Genomic DNA, 14,424 nt, shown 5'->3' on the forward strand with positions numbered 1-14,424 from the left:
GCGTGGCCCTCTACCGCAAGTATCGACCGGCAACCTTCGCCGAAGTGGTGGGGCAGGAGCACGTCACCGAACCGCTGTCCGTCGCCCTGGAAGCCGGCCGGATCAACCATGCCTACTTGTTCTCCGGGCCGCGCGGCTGCGGGAAGACATCGTCCGCTCGCATCCTGGCCCGGTCGTTGAACTGTGCGCAGGGGCCGACGGCCAACCCCTGCGGCGTGTGCGAATCCTGCGTGGCGCTGGCACCCAACGCGCCCGGCAGCATCGATGTGGTGGAGCTCGACGCGGCCAGCCACGGCGGGGTCGACGACACCCGCGAGCTGCGCGACCGGGCGTTCTACGCGCCGGCGCAGTCGCGCTACCGGGTGTTCATCGTCGACGAGGCGCACATGGTGACGACGGCGGGCTTCAACGCGCTGCTCAAGATCGTCGAGGAACCCCCCGAACACCTCATCTTCATCTTCGCCACCACCGAACCGGAGAAGGTGCTGCCGACGATTCGGTCGCGCACCCATCACTACCCGTTCCGGCTGTTGCCGCCGCGCACCATGCGGGCGCTGGTCGGGCGGATTTGCGAGCAGGAGGGCGTCGTCGTCGACGATGCGGTGTATCCACTGCTGATCCGCGCCGGCGGGGGTTCGCCCCGCGACACCCTATCGGTGCTGGACCAGTTGGTGGCCGGGGCCGAGGGCCAGCACGTGACCTATCAGCGGGCGCTGGGCCTGCTGGGCGCCACCGACGTCGCGTTGATCGACGACGCCGTCGACGCGCTAGCCGCTTCGGACGCGGCCGCGTTGTTCGGCGCGGTCGAATCGGTGATCGACGCCGGCCACGACCCGCGGCGCTTCGCCACCGATCTGTTGGAGCGATTCCGCGATCTCATTGTGCTGCAAGCGGTTCCGGATGCGGCGAGCCGCGGCGTGGTGGACGCGCCGGAGGACGTGCTGGATCGGATGCGCGAGCAAGCCGCGCGCATCGGGCCGGCGGCGCTGACGCGCTACGCCGAGGTGGTGCAGGCCGGGCTGGGGGAGATGCGCGGCGCGACGGCGCCACGCCTGTTGCTCGAAGTGGTCTGCGCGCGACTGCTGCTGCCCTCGGCCAGCGATGCCGAGGCGGCGCTGCTGCAACGCGTCGAGCGGATCGAGACCCGGATGGGCGTCTCCATTCCCGCTGCCGACAGCGTGGCGCCCCCGCAACGGCCCGCCGCGCCCAGCCCGACGCCCAAGCGGGCCGCGGCACCCAAGCCCACCCCGGTCCCCGAACCGACTCCACCGCCGCCACCCGAAGCCGCCCCCGAGCCGGTCCCTGAAGCGGTCCCCGAATCAGCCTCTGCTCCAGGCGAACTCAACGCGTCCGCGGTGCGAACCATGTGGCCGACGGTGCGGGACAAGGTGCGCCAGCGCAGCCGCACCACCGAGGTGATGCTCGCCGGGGCCACCGTCCGGGCGATCGAGGACAACACGTTGGTGCTCACCCACGCCTCGGCGCCGCTGGCCAAGCGGCTGTCGGAACAGCGCAACGCCGACGTCATCGCCGAGGCGCTCAAGGACGCGCTGGGGGTGAACTGGCGAGTGCGTTGTGAGGTCGGCGCGGCGGAGCCCGGGCCGAGTGCCCCGCCGCCCGTCAAGCCGGACCCTCCCGCGGACGAGCCCGCCGAAGCGGATTCGGCTCAGCGGGACGAAGAGGAACACATGCTCGCCGAAGCGGGGCGCGACGAGCCGTCGGCTCCGCGCCGCGACCCCGAAGAGGCCGCGCTCGAGCTGTTACAGAACGAGTTGGGCGCGCGCCGCATCGACGGCGGCTGATCGGGTTCGGGTTACGGCTGCCACCACGGTCGCAGCGGCAGCTCGTCGTCGCCCCACTCGTCGACGTTGGCCGCCAGCACGTGATGCAGCTGGAGATTGTTGCGCTCGAAGGCCACTCGTGACGCCGCCATGTACAGGCCCCACACCTTGGCCGTGGGCAACCCGACCTCCTCGACCCCCTCGTCCCAGTGCTCGACCAGATTGCGGCACCAGTCACGCAGCGTCATCGCGTAGTGATGCCTGAAGTTCTCCTCGTGCAACACCTCGAAACCGGCGTCCTGGATGTCAGTGACGATGCGGCCGGAGCCGGTCAGCTCCCCGTCCGGGAACACGTAGCGATCGGTGAACCCACCGGCGAATGGCGTCGACTTGTTGTCGTGACGGGTGATGCAGTGGTTGAGCAGCAGCCCGCCGGTGCGCAGCTTCGACTTCAGGAAGCCGAAGTAGGCGGGGTAATTCTTGACGCCGATGTGCTCGGTCAGCCCGATTGAGGAAACGGCGTCGAATCCCGCCTCGCCCACGTCGCGGTAGTCGGAGTGCCTCACTTCAGCAAGGCCCGTCAGCTCTTCATCTTGGATCGCGTTTTTCGCCCACTTCGCCTGCTCGGCCGACAGGGTGGCGCCGATCGCCCGCACACCGCGGCGCGCGGCGTAACGCACCATGCCGCCCCAGCCGCAGCCCACGTCGAGCAGCCGGTCACCCGGTTGCAGCCGCAGCTTCTCGAAAATCAGCCGGTACTTGTTCTCCTGGGCCTCTTCCAGCGTCGCGTCGGAGTTCGGATACACCGCGCAGGTGTAGGTCATCGACGGGCCCAGCACCCATTCGTAAAACGTGTTGGAGACGTCGTAGTGATGATGGATCGCCTCGGCGTCTCGGGTCTTGCTGTGCAGCACGCCGTCGGCGACCCGCCGCCAACGCGGCGGCGCCTCCTGCGGCGGCGGCGCGATCGGCAACAGGTGTTCGACGCCGATCGAACGGATGACGTTGGCGAGCACCCGCGCCGACGGACGCCTGAAGTTGACCCTGTCGGTCAGCGCCTTGAGCAGCGGGTACGGATCGCCGGGGGGCACGCCGTGCGCCTGCAGATCGCCCGACACGTAGGCGCGGGCCAGGCCGAGTTCGCCGGGGGCCGTGGCCAGGTAGGTGGCGCCGCGGGACGACCGGAGATCCAGGCCCAGTTCGGCTTCGTCGCTGCCGGCGGTGCTGCCGTCGTACGCGGTGAACTTCAGCGGCTGTCCCCCGGTCGCGGTGAAGATCTCCAGGATCTCCGCCATGCTCAATTTGCCCGACTTGGTGGGGCGTTCAGGCTCTCGTGTCGTTGTCATCGCCGTTGCACCGCCTTTGCATAGAGGTCGAGGAGACGCGAATCGGGATCGTAGGTCTTCTTGACTGTCTTGTAGGCCTCCCCACCGTAGAGTTCGTCAAACTCCTCGCGGGTGTAGAAGGAGTCGGAGTACAGCGACTTGTGCCCGTCGAGCTCACTCACCTTCGCCTCGATGGCCCGGTTGGTTGCGCCCTTGGCGGGGTCGGTGGCCGGCACCGAGGACCAGAATCCGATGTTGACGTAGGTGTGGTCGGGTCGTATCGGATACAGCGGCCAGCCTTCGCGATCGCGAAGCCGCAACGGGCACAACCAGATCGGTGTAATGGGTACGTTCTTGCCGAACCACTCCAAGAAGTCGACGACCCGTTCGATCGGCACCTCGACGTCCTGCACCACCCGTTCCCGCGCCGGACGACCGTTGCGCGCTTCGATGCGGTCGGCGATGCCGAAGCGCTGGTCCAGCGCGACGAGCTTCGAGTAGACGCTGCTGCGCCGGTAGCGGCGCGGCCACCAGCGGCGCAACCGGGGATTCTGCACGCCGAACGCGCGGGAACACCAAAACCAGTCGGTGTCCCAGCGCCAGAAGTAGTCGTGGATTGTCAGCCGATCGTCTTTGGTGGCTTCGACGCCCGCCGCGTCGTGCTGGATCGAGCGGTAGTAGATGTCTTTGCCGGTGTAGTCGCTGACCGGGCCGGGGGTGGTGGTCCGTCTGCCGAGGCACAGATAGCTTTCGTCGGCGCTGAACACCACGCCGTCGAGGTAATCCACTTGCGTGCCGCCCTGCCCACCTGTGTCGATGATGCGTTCCATCGCCGCGACCAGCTCGGGCAGCGAGCGGAACCGGACGTGGCGCAGCGCCACAAACGGCGCCACCGGCTCCAGCTCGATTCGGAGTCTGGTCGAATATCCAAGCGTCCCATACGAATTGGGAAAAGCACGGAAAAGTTCGGTGTGCTGGCCGCGGGACGCGGTGACCAATTCACCAGCGCCGGTGAGGATATCCATCTCCAGCACCGATTCGTGGGGCAGACCGTTGCGGAACGACGCCGACTCGATACCCAGGCCGCTGACCGCACCGCCGAGGGTGATGGTCTTGAGCTGCGGCACCACCAGCGGCGAAAGCCCGTACGGCAGGGTCGCGGCCACCAGGTCCTCATACGTGCACATGCCCGCGACATCGGCGGTGTGGGCGTCCGGATCGACACCGAGCACCCGAGTCAGCCCCGAGGTGTCCAGGCCGCGCGCCTCGCGTTTGGTGCGGGCGCGGAACAGATTTGAGCTGGGCTTGGCGAGCCGGACTGCGGACGTTGCTGGGATGGACCGATAACTCGCCATCAACCGATCAACGCCCGACGTGTGAGCCGAGAGTGCAGATCCAGGGCTTGGCACCACATATACCCTAGTCTTCGGAAACAGCCCGTGCACCCGCGCGGGCGGCATCGGAAAGAGGAGTTGCGCCTGATGGGCCAGGTGAGCGCGGCCAGCACGATCTTGATCAACGCCGAGCCGGAGGCCACGCTGGCCGCGGTTGCGGACTATCAGAACGTTCGCCCGAAAATCCTGTCCCCGCAGTACAGCGAGTACCAGGTCGTCGAGGGTGGGCAGGGCGCCGGAACGGTTGCCAAGTGGCGGCTGCAGGCGACCAAATCACGCGTCCGCGATGTGCAGGTGAACGTCGACGTCGCCGGCCACACCGTCATCGAGAAGGACGCAAACTCGTCCATGGTCACCAACTGGACGGTGGCTCCCGCGGGCCCGGGATCCAGCGTCACCGTGAAGACCAGCTGGACCGGCGCGGGCGGCATCAAGGGATTCTTCGAAAAGACCTTTGCGCCACTGGGTCTGAAGAAAATCCAGGCCGAGGTGCTCGCCAACCTGAAAAAGGAACTCGAAAGCTAGCGCACCTGGCCCTGGGTGGCCAGGAACCCCGCGACGCCGCGGACCAGCGCGTCGGCGTATTTCTGCCGACCTTCGGGCGACTCCATCAGCGCCGAATCGGCGGGATTCTTCATGTTGCCGCACTCGACCAGGATCGACGGATACTGCGCCAGGTTCAGGCCGGCCAGATCCGACCGCCCATACAGGCCGTCCTGGCCAATGTAGTTGGAGGGCGGAATCCCCGACGCCTGCAACTGATCGCGCATGATTCGTGCGTACTGCACCGACGGCCCGGCCTGCGCCTGGTTGAGCGGCGGGGCCGAATAGTTGACGTGGAATCCCCGCCCGGACGGCGGGCCGCCGTCGGCATGGATGCTCAGGATCGCGTTGGGGCGCAACGCGTTGGCCGCGGCCGCGCGCGCGTCGACACACGCTCCCACGCCCGTGTCGTTGTTGCGGGACATCGCGGTCCGCACGCCGAGCGCGTTCAACGCCGCTCGGACCCGAAGTGCGGTGTCCCAGGTGAAGGTGTGTTCCATGTAGCCGGAGTTGGTCGACGTCCCACTGGTCTGGCAGTCCTTGGTGCCGCCGCGGCCGGTGGGCACCTGACGCGTGATCGACGCGTCGTTGGAGCCGTTGTGGCCGGGGTCGATGAACACGACCATGCCGGCGATGTTGGCGGGGACTCCCCATGCGGTCGGCGTCACCGCCGTCGACGCGGCCACCAGCGCGCCGATCGTCATCTTGATCCCGACACGCCTGCTCACTCGTAGGTCCACGGCGCAAAGGTAACGTCGCGCGGTCTACGCTGAGTGTTTCGAATCGCCCGACATCCACAGGCGACACCAACTCGAGACCAAGATGCGAGGGGATTGTCATGCAACCCGGAGGCGACATGTCGGCGCTGCTCGCCCAGGCGCAGCAGATGCAGCAAAAGCTCATGGAAGCGCAGCAACGGCTCGCGAACTCCGAGGTGCACGGGCACGCCGGCGGCGGCCTGGTCGAGGTCATCGTCAAGGGCAGCGGCGAGGTGGTCGGGGTGAAGATCGATCCGAAGGTCGTCGACCCCGGGGACGTGGAGACGCTGCAGGACCTGATCGTCGGCGCCATGGCCGACGCGTCCAAGCAGGTCACCGCGATGGCGCAGGAGCAGCTGGGGTCGCTGGCCGGCGGCATGGGTGGTCCGCCCGGCCAGCCGCCGGCGCCGCCGACGCAAATGCCGGGGCTCTGATCTACCGACCGCCATGTTCGAGGGACCCGTCCAGGATTTGATCGACGAGCTCGGCAAGCTGCCGGGTATCGGACCCAAGAGCGCGCAGCGCATCGCCTTCCACCTGCTGTCCGTCGAACCGGCGGATATCGACCGGCTGAGCGCCGTGCTGGCGAAGGTTCGCGACGGCGTGCGGTTCTGTGCGGTGTGCGGCAACGTGTCCGACGACGAGCGGTGCCGGATCTGTTCCGATGCCCGTCGCGATGCGTCGGTGGTGTGCGTGGTCGAGGAGCCGAAGGACATTCAGGCGGTGGAGCGCACCCGCGAATTCCGCGGCCGCTACCACGTTTTGGGCGGTGCGCTCGATCCGCTGTCCGGCGTCGGCCCCGATCAGCTGCGGATCCGCGAGCTGCTGAGCCGGATCGGTGAACGGGTCGACGACGTCGACATCACCGAGGTGATCATCGCCACCGACCCCAATACCGAGGGCGAGGCGACCGCGACCTACCTGGTGCGGATCCTGCGCGACATCCCCGGCCTGACCGTGACGCGGATCGCGTCCGGACTGCCGATGGGCGGCGACTTGGAGTTCGCCGACGAGCTGACGCTCGGCCGCGCGCTCACCGGCCGCCGGGCCATGGCCTGACGTTCCTCAGACTTTGCTCAATTGGAACGACCTCGTAAAGGTCTTGCCCGGCTCGTCACCGCACCCGTCCGACGTCGTCGTCTGGCCTTCGCCGGCAAGCGACACGGCATCGAAGCTGTAATTGACGGTCACCGGGGCCCATGGGCCGTTTGGGCACCGCGTCTGGGCCGTGCCGCTGTGCGTCCATCGCCCATTGGCGAGGTGGAATTCCCAGCTGATGACGAGCGTCCCGCCATCTTGCGAGGTCGCCAGGGTGCAGTCCGAACCGCACGGGACGAAAAGCCAGGCGGTCGGTTTGTCGCTGTCCTGGTAGAGCACGTTGTACCGGCCGTTCGGGACGTCGTAGTCGGCGTGCGCCGGTGTCGGCGATGTGACGAACACGGCCGCGCCGAGCAGTGCTGCGCCGGCGGCCAGCCGCGGGCTGATCTTCGCGCGCACGGCTAACGCACCGCCAGTCGTTCGCGGCGCAGCAGCTCCACCTCGGGCAGCTGCAGCGGTTCCAGGTCGCCCACCACCTTGCTCAGCAGCAGGTCGGCCAGTTCCGGGTTGCGGGCCAGGCACGGCCCGTGCATGTACGTGGCGACCACACTGCCCTGGACCGCGCCGTCGATGCCGTCGCCGGCCCGGTTGCCCGCGCCCTTGACCACCGCGCCCAAGGGTGCGGCCGCGGCCCCCAAAACCGTTCCGCCGCGGTGGTTTTCGAAACCCGTGAGGCGCTGGGTCAGGCCGTCCGGCAACGGCTTGGTCACCAGCTCACCGATGGTGCGCTTGTCTTGCGGTGTGGTCGTCAAATCCAGCATGCCCACGCCGTCGACCTGCTCCCCGGCCGACGTCTCATACCAGTGCCCGAGCACCTGAATGGCCGCGCAGATCGCCAGCACGGGTGCGCCGCGGTCCGCCGCGCGCTGCAGCCCCGGGTGCTGGATGAGGTGCCTGGTGGCCAGCCGCTGCGCGTAGTCCTCCGCCCCGCCCAGCGTGTAGAGGTCCAAGGATTCCGGCACCGGATCGGCCAGCGTGATCTCGACGATCTCGGCGTCGATGCCGCGCAGCCGCAGCCGCTGGCGCAGCACCAGGGCGTTGCCACCGTCGCCGTAGGTGCCCATCACGTCGGGCAGCACCAGCCCGATCCGCACAGTCGAGTCAGCCATGGCGCGCCAATGCCCGCTGCAGCTGAAGGAACGCGGTGTAGTTGGCGACGACCTCCACCCGCCCCGGCGGGCAGGACGCGATGGCCGCCACGGTGTCGTGCACCAGGGTGTGCTCGACGCCCGCATACCCCAGCCGCACCGCCAGGTCGGTGCCGCGTTCGCCGGCCGCCACCACCGCCGTCTCCTCGAAGTGCTCGAAGCGCACGTCCCACAGCCACGACAGGTCCTCGCCGTCGGGCACCTGCCCGTTGACCGCGATGACCACCCCGGCCGCGTGTTTGTCCACCATCGACAGCGCCTCCTGCCAGCCCGCCGGATTCTTCGCCAGCAGGATCCGCGCATCGTGCGCGCCGATGCGGACCGTGCGGTAGCGCCCGGCGACCTCGTCGACCGCCGAGACGGCCGCGACGGCCCGGGCAGGGTCCGCCCCCAGCGCCACGGCGGCGGCGACGGCCTGGGCGGCGTTGCCGCGATTCACGGCGCCCGGCAGCGTCAACCGCATCGGCAGGGCCAGGCCGTCGGGCCCGTACAGCGTCTCGTCATCGAACCACCACTGCGGGCTGGGCCGCTTGAAGTCGGCGCCGGTCGAATACCAGTGGCCCCGCTCGCGGACGATGACCTCGCCGCTGCGCGGGCAGCTCACCGAGTCGTTCGCCCACGCACCGCCCGCGGCCACCCACACCACGTTCGGGCTGTCGTAGGCGGCCGAGGTCATCAGGACGTCGTCGCAGTTGGCGACCACGACGGCGTGCGGGTGCCGGGCCAGGCCGGCGCGCAGCGTGCGTTCGATCACGTTGATCTCGCCGACGCGGTCCAGCTGGTCGCGCGACAGGTTGAGCAGCACGATGACGCTGGGTTCCACGGCATCGGAGACGTGCGGCACGTGCATCTCGTCGACTTCCAGGACGGCCAGGGGCGCATCGCGGTTGGCGGCGAGCGCGGCGATCAGGCCGGCGTCCATGTTGGCGCCCTCGGCGTTGGTCGCGACGGCGCCCAGCGTTCCCAAGGCCGCGACGGTCATCCGGGTGGTGGTGGACTTGCCGTTCGTTCCGGTGACGACGACGGTGCGCCGGCCCGCGCCGAGCTGACGCAGGATCGAGCGGTCGAGCGTCATGGCGACCAGCCCGCCGATCATCGCGCCGGCGCCGCGCCCGGTGACCCGCGACGCCCACCGCGCGCTCGCTCCTGCGGCGAGTGCCAGACGTGCGCGGGTGGTGACCACGCGGAGAGTTTAAGGGCGATCGCAAGCGCGGCGCTCGGCGCCGGGCGCCGCGGGTCGCCCTCATCGATTTAGTTCACGACACGGCGCGCAGCGAACCGGTGATGTCGGTCCGACGTGCAATCCTCAGGCTATGAACGGGGTGTCCTGGGGTCGCCCGGCAAGCGAGCCCGACGCGGGTTGGGCCGTCATCGACGTCGAGACATCGGGCTTTCGCCCAGGTCAGGCACGGATCATCAGCCTTGCCGCGCTGGGCCTCGACGCCGACGGCAACGTGGAGCAATCCGTAGTCAGCCTGCTGAACCCGGGGGTGGACCCCGGTCCCACGCACGTCCACGGCCTCACCGCCGCGATGCTGGAGGACCAACCGCAGTTCGCCGACATCGCCGGCGACGTGATCGAGGTGCTGCGGGGCCGCACGCTGGTGGCCCACAACGTCGCCTTCGACTACGCGTTTCTCGCCGCCGAGGCGGAGCTCGCCGAGGCCGAACTGCCCGTCGACAGCGTCATGTGCACGGTCGAGCTGGCCCGGCGGCTGGACCTCGGCATCGACAACCTGCGGCTGGAGACGCTCGCGGCGCATTGGGGCGTGACGCAGGAACGGCCGCACGACGCCTTCGACGACGCCATGGTGCTGACCGGGGTGCTCGCGTCGGCGCTGGCGCGGGCCCGCGAACGCGACATCTGGCTGCCGGTGCGTCCGGTGACCCGGCGCCGCTGGCCGAATGGCCGGGTGACCCACGACGAGCTGCGGCCACTGAAGGTGCTCGCTTCCCGGATGCCCTGCCCGTATCTGAACCCGGGGCCCTACGACCCGGGCAGGCCGCTGGTGCAGGGCATGCGGGTGGCGCTGGCCGCAGAGGTGCGCCGGACACACGAGGAACTCGTCGAGCGGATCCTGCACGCCGGCCTGGCCTACAGCGACACCGTCGACCTGGAGACCTCGCTGGTGGTGTGCAACGACTCCGCCCCCGAGCAGGGCAAGGGCTTTCTTGCTCGCAAGCTGGGCGTGCCCGTCGTGACCGATGCGCAGTTCATGGCCTCCCTGCGCGGTGTCCTCGGCGGCACCAACATGGAGGAATTCGTCGACGTCACCACCGTCGACGAACAGCTCGCGCTGTTCTGAGCGTCGTTGCGGCGCGAGTTCACCGGTAGTGGTGGTGCCTTACGCGAGGTCGCCTATGGCGTCGCCGCCCTATACCCATTACCGAACCTAGTGAGCGTCAAATCTGTTGCGCCTTACGAGAATGCATCGATACCGCCGCGCCGGCGGACGAGCCCTGGCCTCCTCGCCGAAATCGAGCTTGAGCTAGGTAAGGAGCGCCGCGCCGCATCTCGAGTACCTCCCGTATGCGACGTTTATCGGCCACGAAGCCGTCGAAGCTAAGCCTCGACAGGCAGGAACAGTTGGGTCGTCTTGCTGCAACTGGGGAACCCGTTGGTGAGCTTGCTAAAGGTTTCGGAATCGGACGAGTTACTGCTTACCGATACCTGTCGCTGCGGAGGTAGCCAAGACCTCGCTTAGGGGCAATCGGGAGACGGAGCCATGTGTGCACCTTCGAGCTTGAGGCAGGCGTAGGCTCGGCGGGCTGCCTTGAGTGGCGTAGCTGGCACAAAGGGCTTTGCGGTGTGGGGCTCTAGAGCTCGGCGGGGGGATTGGTGAACCACTCCGTTATGACCCCGGCAAGATGCTGCAGATTCTGAGTGCGCATGATCGGCGCCGACGCGTTGGGTTCGAAGTCATCCGCGGCTCGGGTGACGCGCCAGATGCCTTCGTTATCAATTGGCGCGGCCATGTGCTTGTCCAATTTGCGGAAGAACTCGGTGATTTCGTCGTCGTCTACATCGTTGGCGTGGAGCCTGTGCCATACGCCGGCCAGGACCCTGAGCACGCCGATGTTTCCAAGGAGGGAGTCTTGTCGTAGTTGTTGGGGTGTGAGGTTTCCCTCGGCGACCGCCGAAAGGTCGGTGAACGCCTCGGTGATGCAGCCCAGGTAGCTGTGGACTTGCTCGATGATCGTGGCGTCGTCGAGCTCGCTTTCGCGTTTTCTCCCGATCCTGCCAGAGACACCAACAGCGACAGCTCGGGTCAGGTCAGCAACGTGCTTGGCCCCCATGAGGTGAGTGGCCTCTCATCTGGACGGCTGTTTAGCCAATGACCACCTCACACGCAATCGGCATGTCGGACGCGGCAGCGTCGGCACGTATCGAAGAGGATTACGCGGGCAGCCGCCCGTATCAGCACCAGCTAGAGATCATCCGTAACGCCACCCAGCAGGATGGCACCACGTACATCGCCAGCGATGTCGTGGCATTGCCGGGTACCGGCGCTCTCAAGCGAGCGACCATCAACAACGGGCCCGCGCTGACAGAACCGCAGCTCAGCTCATATATGACCACGATCGGTGCGGGCGACGGGGACATCTGGAGGCTGCACAACACGCTCGGCCAGCGTCACGCCGGTGCCCGCACCTCGGTGCTCCCCTGGACCGATCTGTTGGTCCTGTCGTGGGACGCCGATGAAATCGCCGGGGGGCTCGCGATGAAGTTGTTCAAGGGTCCCGCGACCAGCGAATATGAGTACACGCCAGTATTCACGCCCGAGCCTGCGCTGCTCCAGGTCCTGACCGGGCGCCCGGAAGTGCAGAAAAGTGGCCACGGGGTTGCCTTTATCTACCTCGGCCGGAATGAGCACAAAGATGGCCCGTTCGTAGATCCCAATCCCGACAAGCACGAGACGCCCTACGGGATCGTCGATGCCATGCGGGATCGGATCTATGAACCCGTGGGCATCCCGGGCGGCCAGCCGATCATCATTACCGTCAGCGCACTGATGCCAGCCGCCCAAGGTAAGAGTTTCGGCGGGCGCAAGCTGACCGGAGCCGGCGACACCGAGTACCGCCTCGACAGCCGGACCATTCAGGGGCACGGTGCGTGGACAGATCGTCCAAGCGTTAGCGGCACCGTCGTTGTCGACGATGACCTTCGGGTAGGGGTGAAATGGACTCTGCTGCCATTTCCTGTCAAGCCCGACGATCGGCGCCTGCCCTACGGAGGCAAAGGCCACGTCATTGCCCGGTACAAGAACGAGGCGATGGTGCTTGCCGCACCCGGCGGCGACTACCCCGACTTGGCCCCGATGATGCGGCTATTCGGTGTCCAGCTCGGCGACGTTTACAACAGGCTCTGCTTGGAGATCGTCGGCCCAACGGACCCTGGGAATGACCCTGCCAACCCGCGGCTGCACCTCCACCAGGACCCGACCCGCTCCAAGCTTGTCCTGAGCAACGGCAAGGAGCTGCCTCTGGCCCAGTGGGGCGAGCGGTTCATTGAGCGGATGCCGCAGGCAATCCTCGACGCCAACAAGGCTGCGCGCGAACGCATCAGTTCTGCCAACAAGATCAATCTGACGACGGCCGACCGGCTCACAGCCCGTTGGAGGTCCCGGATCAACGCAGTGATCCAGTCGCGGCGCCGCAAGGCCGGCACCGGTGTGCTCGGGCATTCCGGCGCACCGGGGGCCGACTACCTGGACGGGATGCTCAACACCGCCGAAACCGTTCCTAGCGGAGACCCGTCATCGACGGGTGTGGAAGGGGTGACATCGGGCGGCACCGCCAGGCGCCGGAGCAAGCCCAGGAAAAAAAGCGCCAAGCGCCGCGCTCCGCACGTCACGCCTACCGGGACGAGCAACGTCCGCCGCCGTACACCCGCCAGCGAGAAGGCGACCGAGGTGCAGCCCCGGCCGGCACCAGTGCCCGAGCCCGCGCCCCTTAAAGAGGCAGACTGGATCAGGCAGGAGTTCGACCCGAACAACTTCGCGTCATGGGATGCCGCCAGCGGCGTCGTGTACTTCAACCTCGGCCACCCCATCCTGTGCAACCAGAACGCATACTTCACCGGCGAGTGGCTGGAGCAAAACATCCGGTACCGCCGCAGGGTACAAGCCGAGGATGTCCGCGACGCCATCCTGCAGGCTTACGAGGAGGACACAATCGGTCGGATCATGCACGTCGTCGCTGAGCGCGGCCTCATTAAGTCCAAAGAGCAGCTGACCGATGAGGTCCTGACTATTGGAGCCCATGGCTTCGAGAATGTCGAGGCCAAGATCGAGGAGTTCATCCGCAAATCGGCCGGCCGCGGCGTCGTCGCCGCAGGGGCGGCATGATGGCAGGCCCTATGTTCACCACCTGCTCGGTCGTCGTCCTTGGCGACCATGCAACCGGTCAGCGGGCTGATGTACTCGCCGAAACCGCGGCTCAGCATGGTGCGACCATCATCGAAATCCATACCTTCGAACCCGGCGACGCCATTTCCCACGATGACCTGGCTCTGGTAGATGCGGTCGTGAAAGCGCTGAGCCGGGCCATCGGCACCAATGCCCACATCTGGGTCCCGTTTCCAGTGGAGGACTTTGGTCGCGAGCAACACTTTCGCCGGCTCAGTCTGGTGCTGCAGCGCCATGGGCTCAACCTGTTGTTCGGCCAATGTCTTACGCCATGCCCCTCCACCGGTGGGATGAACGAAATGGACTTCGCGCTGCGCCGAGAGGTCCAGACTGTCGACGATCTGGACAATGCAGCGCTTGCCGCCGCCGGATTCCACACGCTGCGCGAAGAGATCGAGCTGGCGCTCACCGCGGCCTGTACTACGGAACCGATCGGGTCGCCGGCGCATCTGCAGCCCGTGCAGCAGGTCACAGAAATGCTGGGCCAGCTTGAGCTCAAATGCGGCCCTCGGCCGACTCTGCCGGAGCCCACCATGGCCTGGCCGGAACGGCAGCCTGCGCTCAAGCGTTATGCGACGTGGCTTGTGGACCGATGCGGACTGACGCAGACCGAGGCCGCCAACTTGATCAACGCGGCAGGTCACCGCACACCTCACGGTCGGATGTGGCAGCAGGCCACAGTATCGGCGTTGATCCACGGGCGTTACGACCGACCAGCGGCAGCGTGACCGGTTGCCGGCCCACTCATCGCCGTTCCGGCCGTGGGTGTTGGCCATGGCAACATCGCTGAGACAGCTCGCGCGAAGTTGAGGTGCGGTGAACTCTTCCGGGGTCGAACAGTTTGCCAAACCCGCCTTCACCTTGCCCGCGAAGGAATCGCTGACTCTTAATCAGTGGGTCCGGCCTTCGAATTCTGAGGGGCTGAAAATCGGAGCCTCAACCACTACTAGTAACCCTTCGGCTATAGCC

Annotated in this window: 14 protein-coding genes and 1 pseudogene; 8 read left to right on the plus strand and 7 right to left on the minus strand. The window is 67.2% G+C overall.

Annotated features, from left to right (window positions below; all coding sequences use genetic code 11):
• Window positions 1–2: 2 nt before the first annotated feature.
• Window positions 3–1,802: a DNA polymerase III subunits gamma/tau gene (locus tag ACQI5H_RS15055; protein ID WP_427080143.1), complete on the plus strand. Its 1,800-nt coding sequence runs from the start codon at window positions 3–5 to the stop codon at window positions 1,800–1,802.
• A gap of 11 nt (window positions 1,803–1,813) precedes the next feature.
• Here ACQI5H_RS15055 and ACQI5H_RS15060 read toward each other — a convergent pair whose 3' ends face one another.
• Window positions 1,814–3,127 carry a class I SAM-dependent methyltransferase gene (locus tag ACQI5H_RS15060; RefSeq protein ID WP_427080144.1) on the minus strand — a complete coding sequence of 438 codons (1,314 nt, stop codon included), beginning with the start codon at window positions 3,125–3,127 and terminating at the stop codon, window positions 1,814–1,816.
• Entirely contained in the window at window positions 3,124–4,461 is a 1,338-nt protein-coding gene (locus tag ACQI5H_RS15065; RefSeq protein WP_427080145.1) for an FAD-binding oxidoreductase, read from the minus strand. The genes ACQI5H_RS15060 and ACQI5H_RS15065 overlap by 4 nt, the downstream gene beginning before the upstream one ends.
• Before the next feature lie 126 nt (window positions 4,462–4,587).
• On the opposite strand from ACQI5H_RS15065, the gene ACQI5H_RS15070 reads away from it, so the two are divergent.
• Window positions 4,588–5,025 carry an SRPBCC family protein gene (locus tag ACQI5H_RS15070; RefSeq protein ID WP_427080146.1) on the plus strand — a complete coding sequence of 146 codons (438 nt, stop codon included), beginning with the start codon at window positions 4,588–4,590 and terminating at the stop codon, window positions 5,023–5,025.
• Here ACQI5H_RS15070 and ACQI5H_RS15075 read toward each other — a convergent pair.
• Window positions 5,022–5,783 (minus strand): Rv3717 family N-acetylmuramoyl-L-alanine amidase, encoded by a 762-nt coding sequence (locus ACQI5H_RS15075; protein WP_427080147.1) that lies wholly within the window; start codon window positions 5,781–5,783, stop codon window positions 5,022–5,024. The genes ACQI5H_RS15070 and ACQI5H_RS15075 overlap by 4 nt on opposite strands.
• 98 nt (window positions 5,784–5,881) lie before the next feature.
• Between ACQI5H_RS15075 and ACQI5H_RS15080 the strand changes: the two genes are divergently transcribed.
• Both ACQI5H_RS15080 and recR read left to right on the plus strand, forming a co-directional pair.
• Window positions 5,882–6,235, plus strand: a complete 354-nt coding sequence (locus ACQI5H_RS15080; RefSeq protein WP_427080148.1) for a YbaB/EbfC family nucleoid-associated protein — start codon at window positions 5,882–5,884, stop codon at window positions 6,233–6,235.
• 13 nt (window positions 6,236–6,248) lie between these two features.
• Complete coding sequence (gene recR, locus ACQI5H_RS15085; protein ID WP_427080149.1) at window positions 6,249–6,860, plus strand: recombination mediator RecR; 612 nt, start codon at window positions 6,249–6,251, stop codon at window positions 6,858–6,860.
• Between the two features lie 6 nt (window positions 6,861–6,866).
• On the opposite strand, the gene ACQI5H_RS15090 is transcribed toward recR, so the two are convergent.
• From ACQI5H_RS15090 to ACQI5H_RS15100, 3 genes are read right to left on the minus strand one after another with little or no spacing between them, the layout of a single operon-like run.
• Window positions 6,867–7,298, minus strand: coding sequence for a hypothetical protein (locus ACQI5H_RS15090; protein ID WP_427080150.1), 432 nt, complete (start codon window positions 7,296–7,298; stop codon window positions 6,867–6,869).
• A 2-nt stretch (window positions 7,299–7,300) separates the two neighbouring features.
• The gene (locus ACQI5H_RS15095) at window positions 7,301–8,008 is read right to left on the minus strand and encodes a type 1 glutamine amidotransferase (protein ID WP_427080151.1); all 708 of its coding nucleotides are present in this window, start codon (window positions 8,006–8,008) and stop codon (window positions 7,301–7,303) included.
• Complete coding sequence (locus tag ACQI5H_RS15100) at window positions 8,001–9,230, minus strand: MurT ligase domain-containing protein (RefSeq protein WP_427080152.1); 1,230 nt, start codon at window positions 9,228–9,230, stop codon at window positions 8,001–8,003. Before ACQI5H_RS15100 ends, ACQI5H_RS15095 begins: the two co-directional genes overlap by 8 nt.
• Window positions 9,231–9,360: 130 nt before the next feature.
• Here ACQI5H_RS15100 and ACQI5H_RS15105 point away from each other — a divergent pair, with 130 nt between their 5' ends.
• Together ACQI5H_RS15105 and ACQI5H_RS15110 are read left to right on the plus strand one after the other, a co-directional pair.
• Complete coding sequence (locus tag ACQI5H_RS15105; RefSeq protein ID WP_427080153.1) at window positions 9,361–10,353, plus strand: DEDDh family exonuclease; 993 nt, start codon at window positions 9,361–9,363, stop codon at window positions 10,351–10,353.
• A 77-nt stretch (window positions 10,354–10,430) separates the two neighbouring features.
• Window positions 10,431–10,736 (plus strand): annotated as a pseudogene (locus ACQI5H_RS15110) (helix-turn-helix domain-containing protein); the annotation flags it as partial.
• Between the two features lie 128 nt (window positions 10,737–10,864).
• Here the strand turns inward: ACQI5H_RS15110 and ACQI5H_RS15115 are convergent.
• Complete coding sequence (locus ACQI5H_RS15115; RefSeq protein WP_427080154.1) at window positions 10,865–11,344, minus strand: hypothetical protein; 480 nt, start codon at window positions 11,342–11,344, stop codon at window positions 10,865–10,867.
• Window positions 11,345–11,382: 38 nt separating this feature from the next.
• Between ACQI5H_RS15115 and ACQI5H_RS15120 the strand changes: the two genes are divergently transcribed.
• Both ACQI5H_RS15120 and ACQI5H_RS15125 read left to right on the plus strand, forming a co-directional pair.
• Window positions 11,383–13,395, plus strand: a complete 2,013-nt coding sequence (locus ACQI5H_RS15120; protein WP_427080155.1) for a hypothetical protein — start codon at window positions 11,383–11,385, stop codon at window positions 13,393–13,395.
• Window positions 13,396–13,406: 11 nt separating this feature from the next.
• Window positions 13,407–14,183: a hypothetical protein gene (locus ACQI5H_RS15125; protein WP_427080156.1), complete on the plus strand. Its 777-nt coding sequence runs from the start codon at window positions 13,407–13,409 to the stop codon at window positions 14,181–14,183.
• Window positions 14,184–14,424: the final 241 nt, after the last annotated feature.

The organism is Mycobacterium heidelbergense (genome assembly GCF_050205645.1).
GTDB classification, from domain to species: Bacteria; Actinomycetota; Actinomycetes; order Mycobacteriales; family Mycobacteriaceae; genus Mycobacterium; species Mycobacterium heidelbergense_A.

Excerpts from the sequence above, each read along its gene's own strand:
- ACQI5H_RS15080 (WP_427080148.1), top strand. The coding sequence starts at position 5,882 with ATGCAACCCGGAGGCGACATGTCGGCGCTGCTCGCCCAGGCGCAGCAG.
- ACQI5H_RS15095 (WP_427080151.1), bottom strand. The coding sequence starts at position 8,008 with ATGGCTGACTCGACTGTGCGGATCGGGCTGGTGCTGCCCGACGTGATG.
- ACQI5H_RS15070 (WP_427080146.1), top strand. The coding sequence starts at position 4,588 with ATGGGCCAGGTGAGCGCGGCCAGCACGATCTTGATCAACGCCGAGCCG.
- ACQI5H_RS15065 (WP_427080145.1), bottom strand. The coding sequence starts at position 4,461 with ATGGCGAGTTATCGGTCCATCCCAGCAACGTCCGCAGTCCGGCTCGCC.
- ACQI5H_RS15105 (WP_427080153.1), top strand. The coding sequence starts at position 9,361 with ATGAACGGGGTGTCCTGGGGTCGCCCGGCAAGCGAGCCCGACGCGGGT.
- ACQI5H_RS15125 (WP_427080156.1), top strand. The coding sequence starts at position 13,407 with ATGTTCACCACCTGCTCGGTCGTCGTCCTTGGCGACCATGCAACCGGT.
- ACQI5H_RS15120 (WP_427080155.1), top strand. The coding sequence starts at position 11,383 with ATGACCACCTCACACGCAATCGGCATGTCGGACGCGGCAGCGTCGGCA.
- recR (WP_427080149.1), top strand. The coding sequence starts at position 6,249 with ATGTTCGAGGGACCCGTCCAGGATTTGATCGACGAGCTCGGCAAGCTG.
- ACQI5H_RS15115 (WP_427080154.1), bottom strand. The coding sequence starts at position 11,344 with ATGGGGGCCAAGCACGTTGCTGACCTGACCCGAGCTGTCGCTGTTGGT.
- ACQI5H_RS15060 (WP_427080144.1), bottom strand. The coding sequence starts at position 3,127 with ATGACAACGACACGAGAGCCTGAACGCCCCACCAAGTCGGGCAAATTG.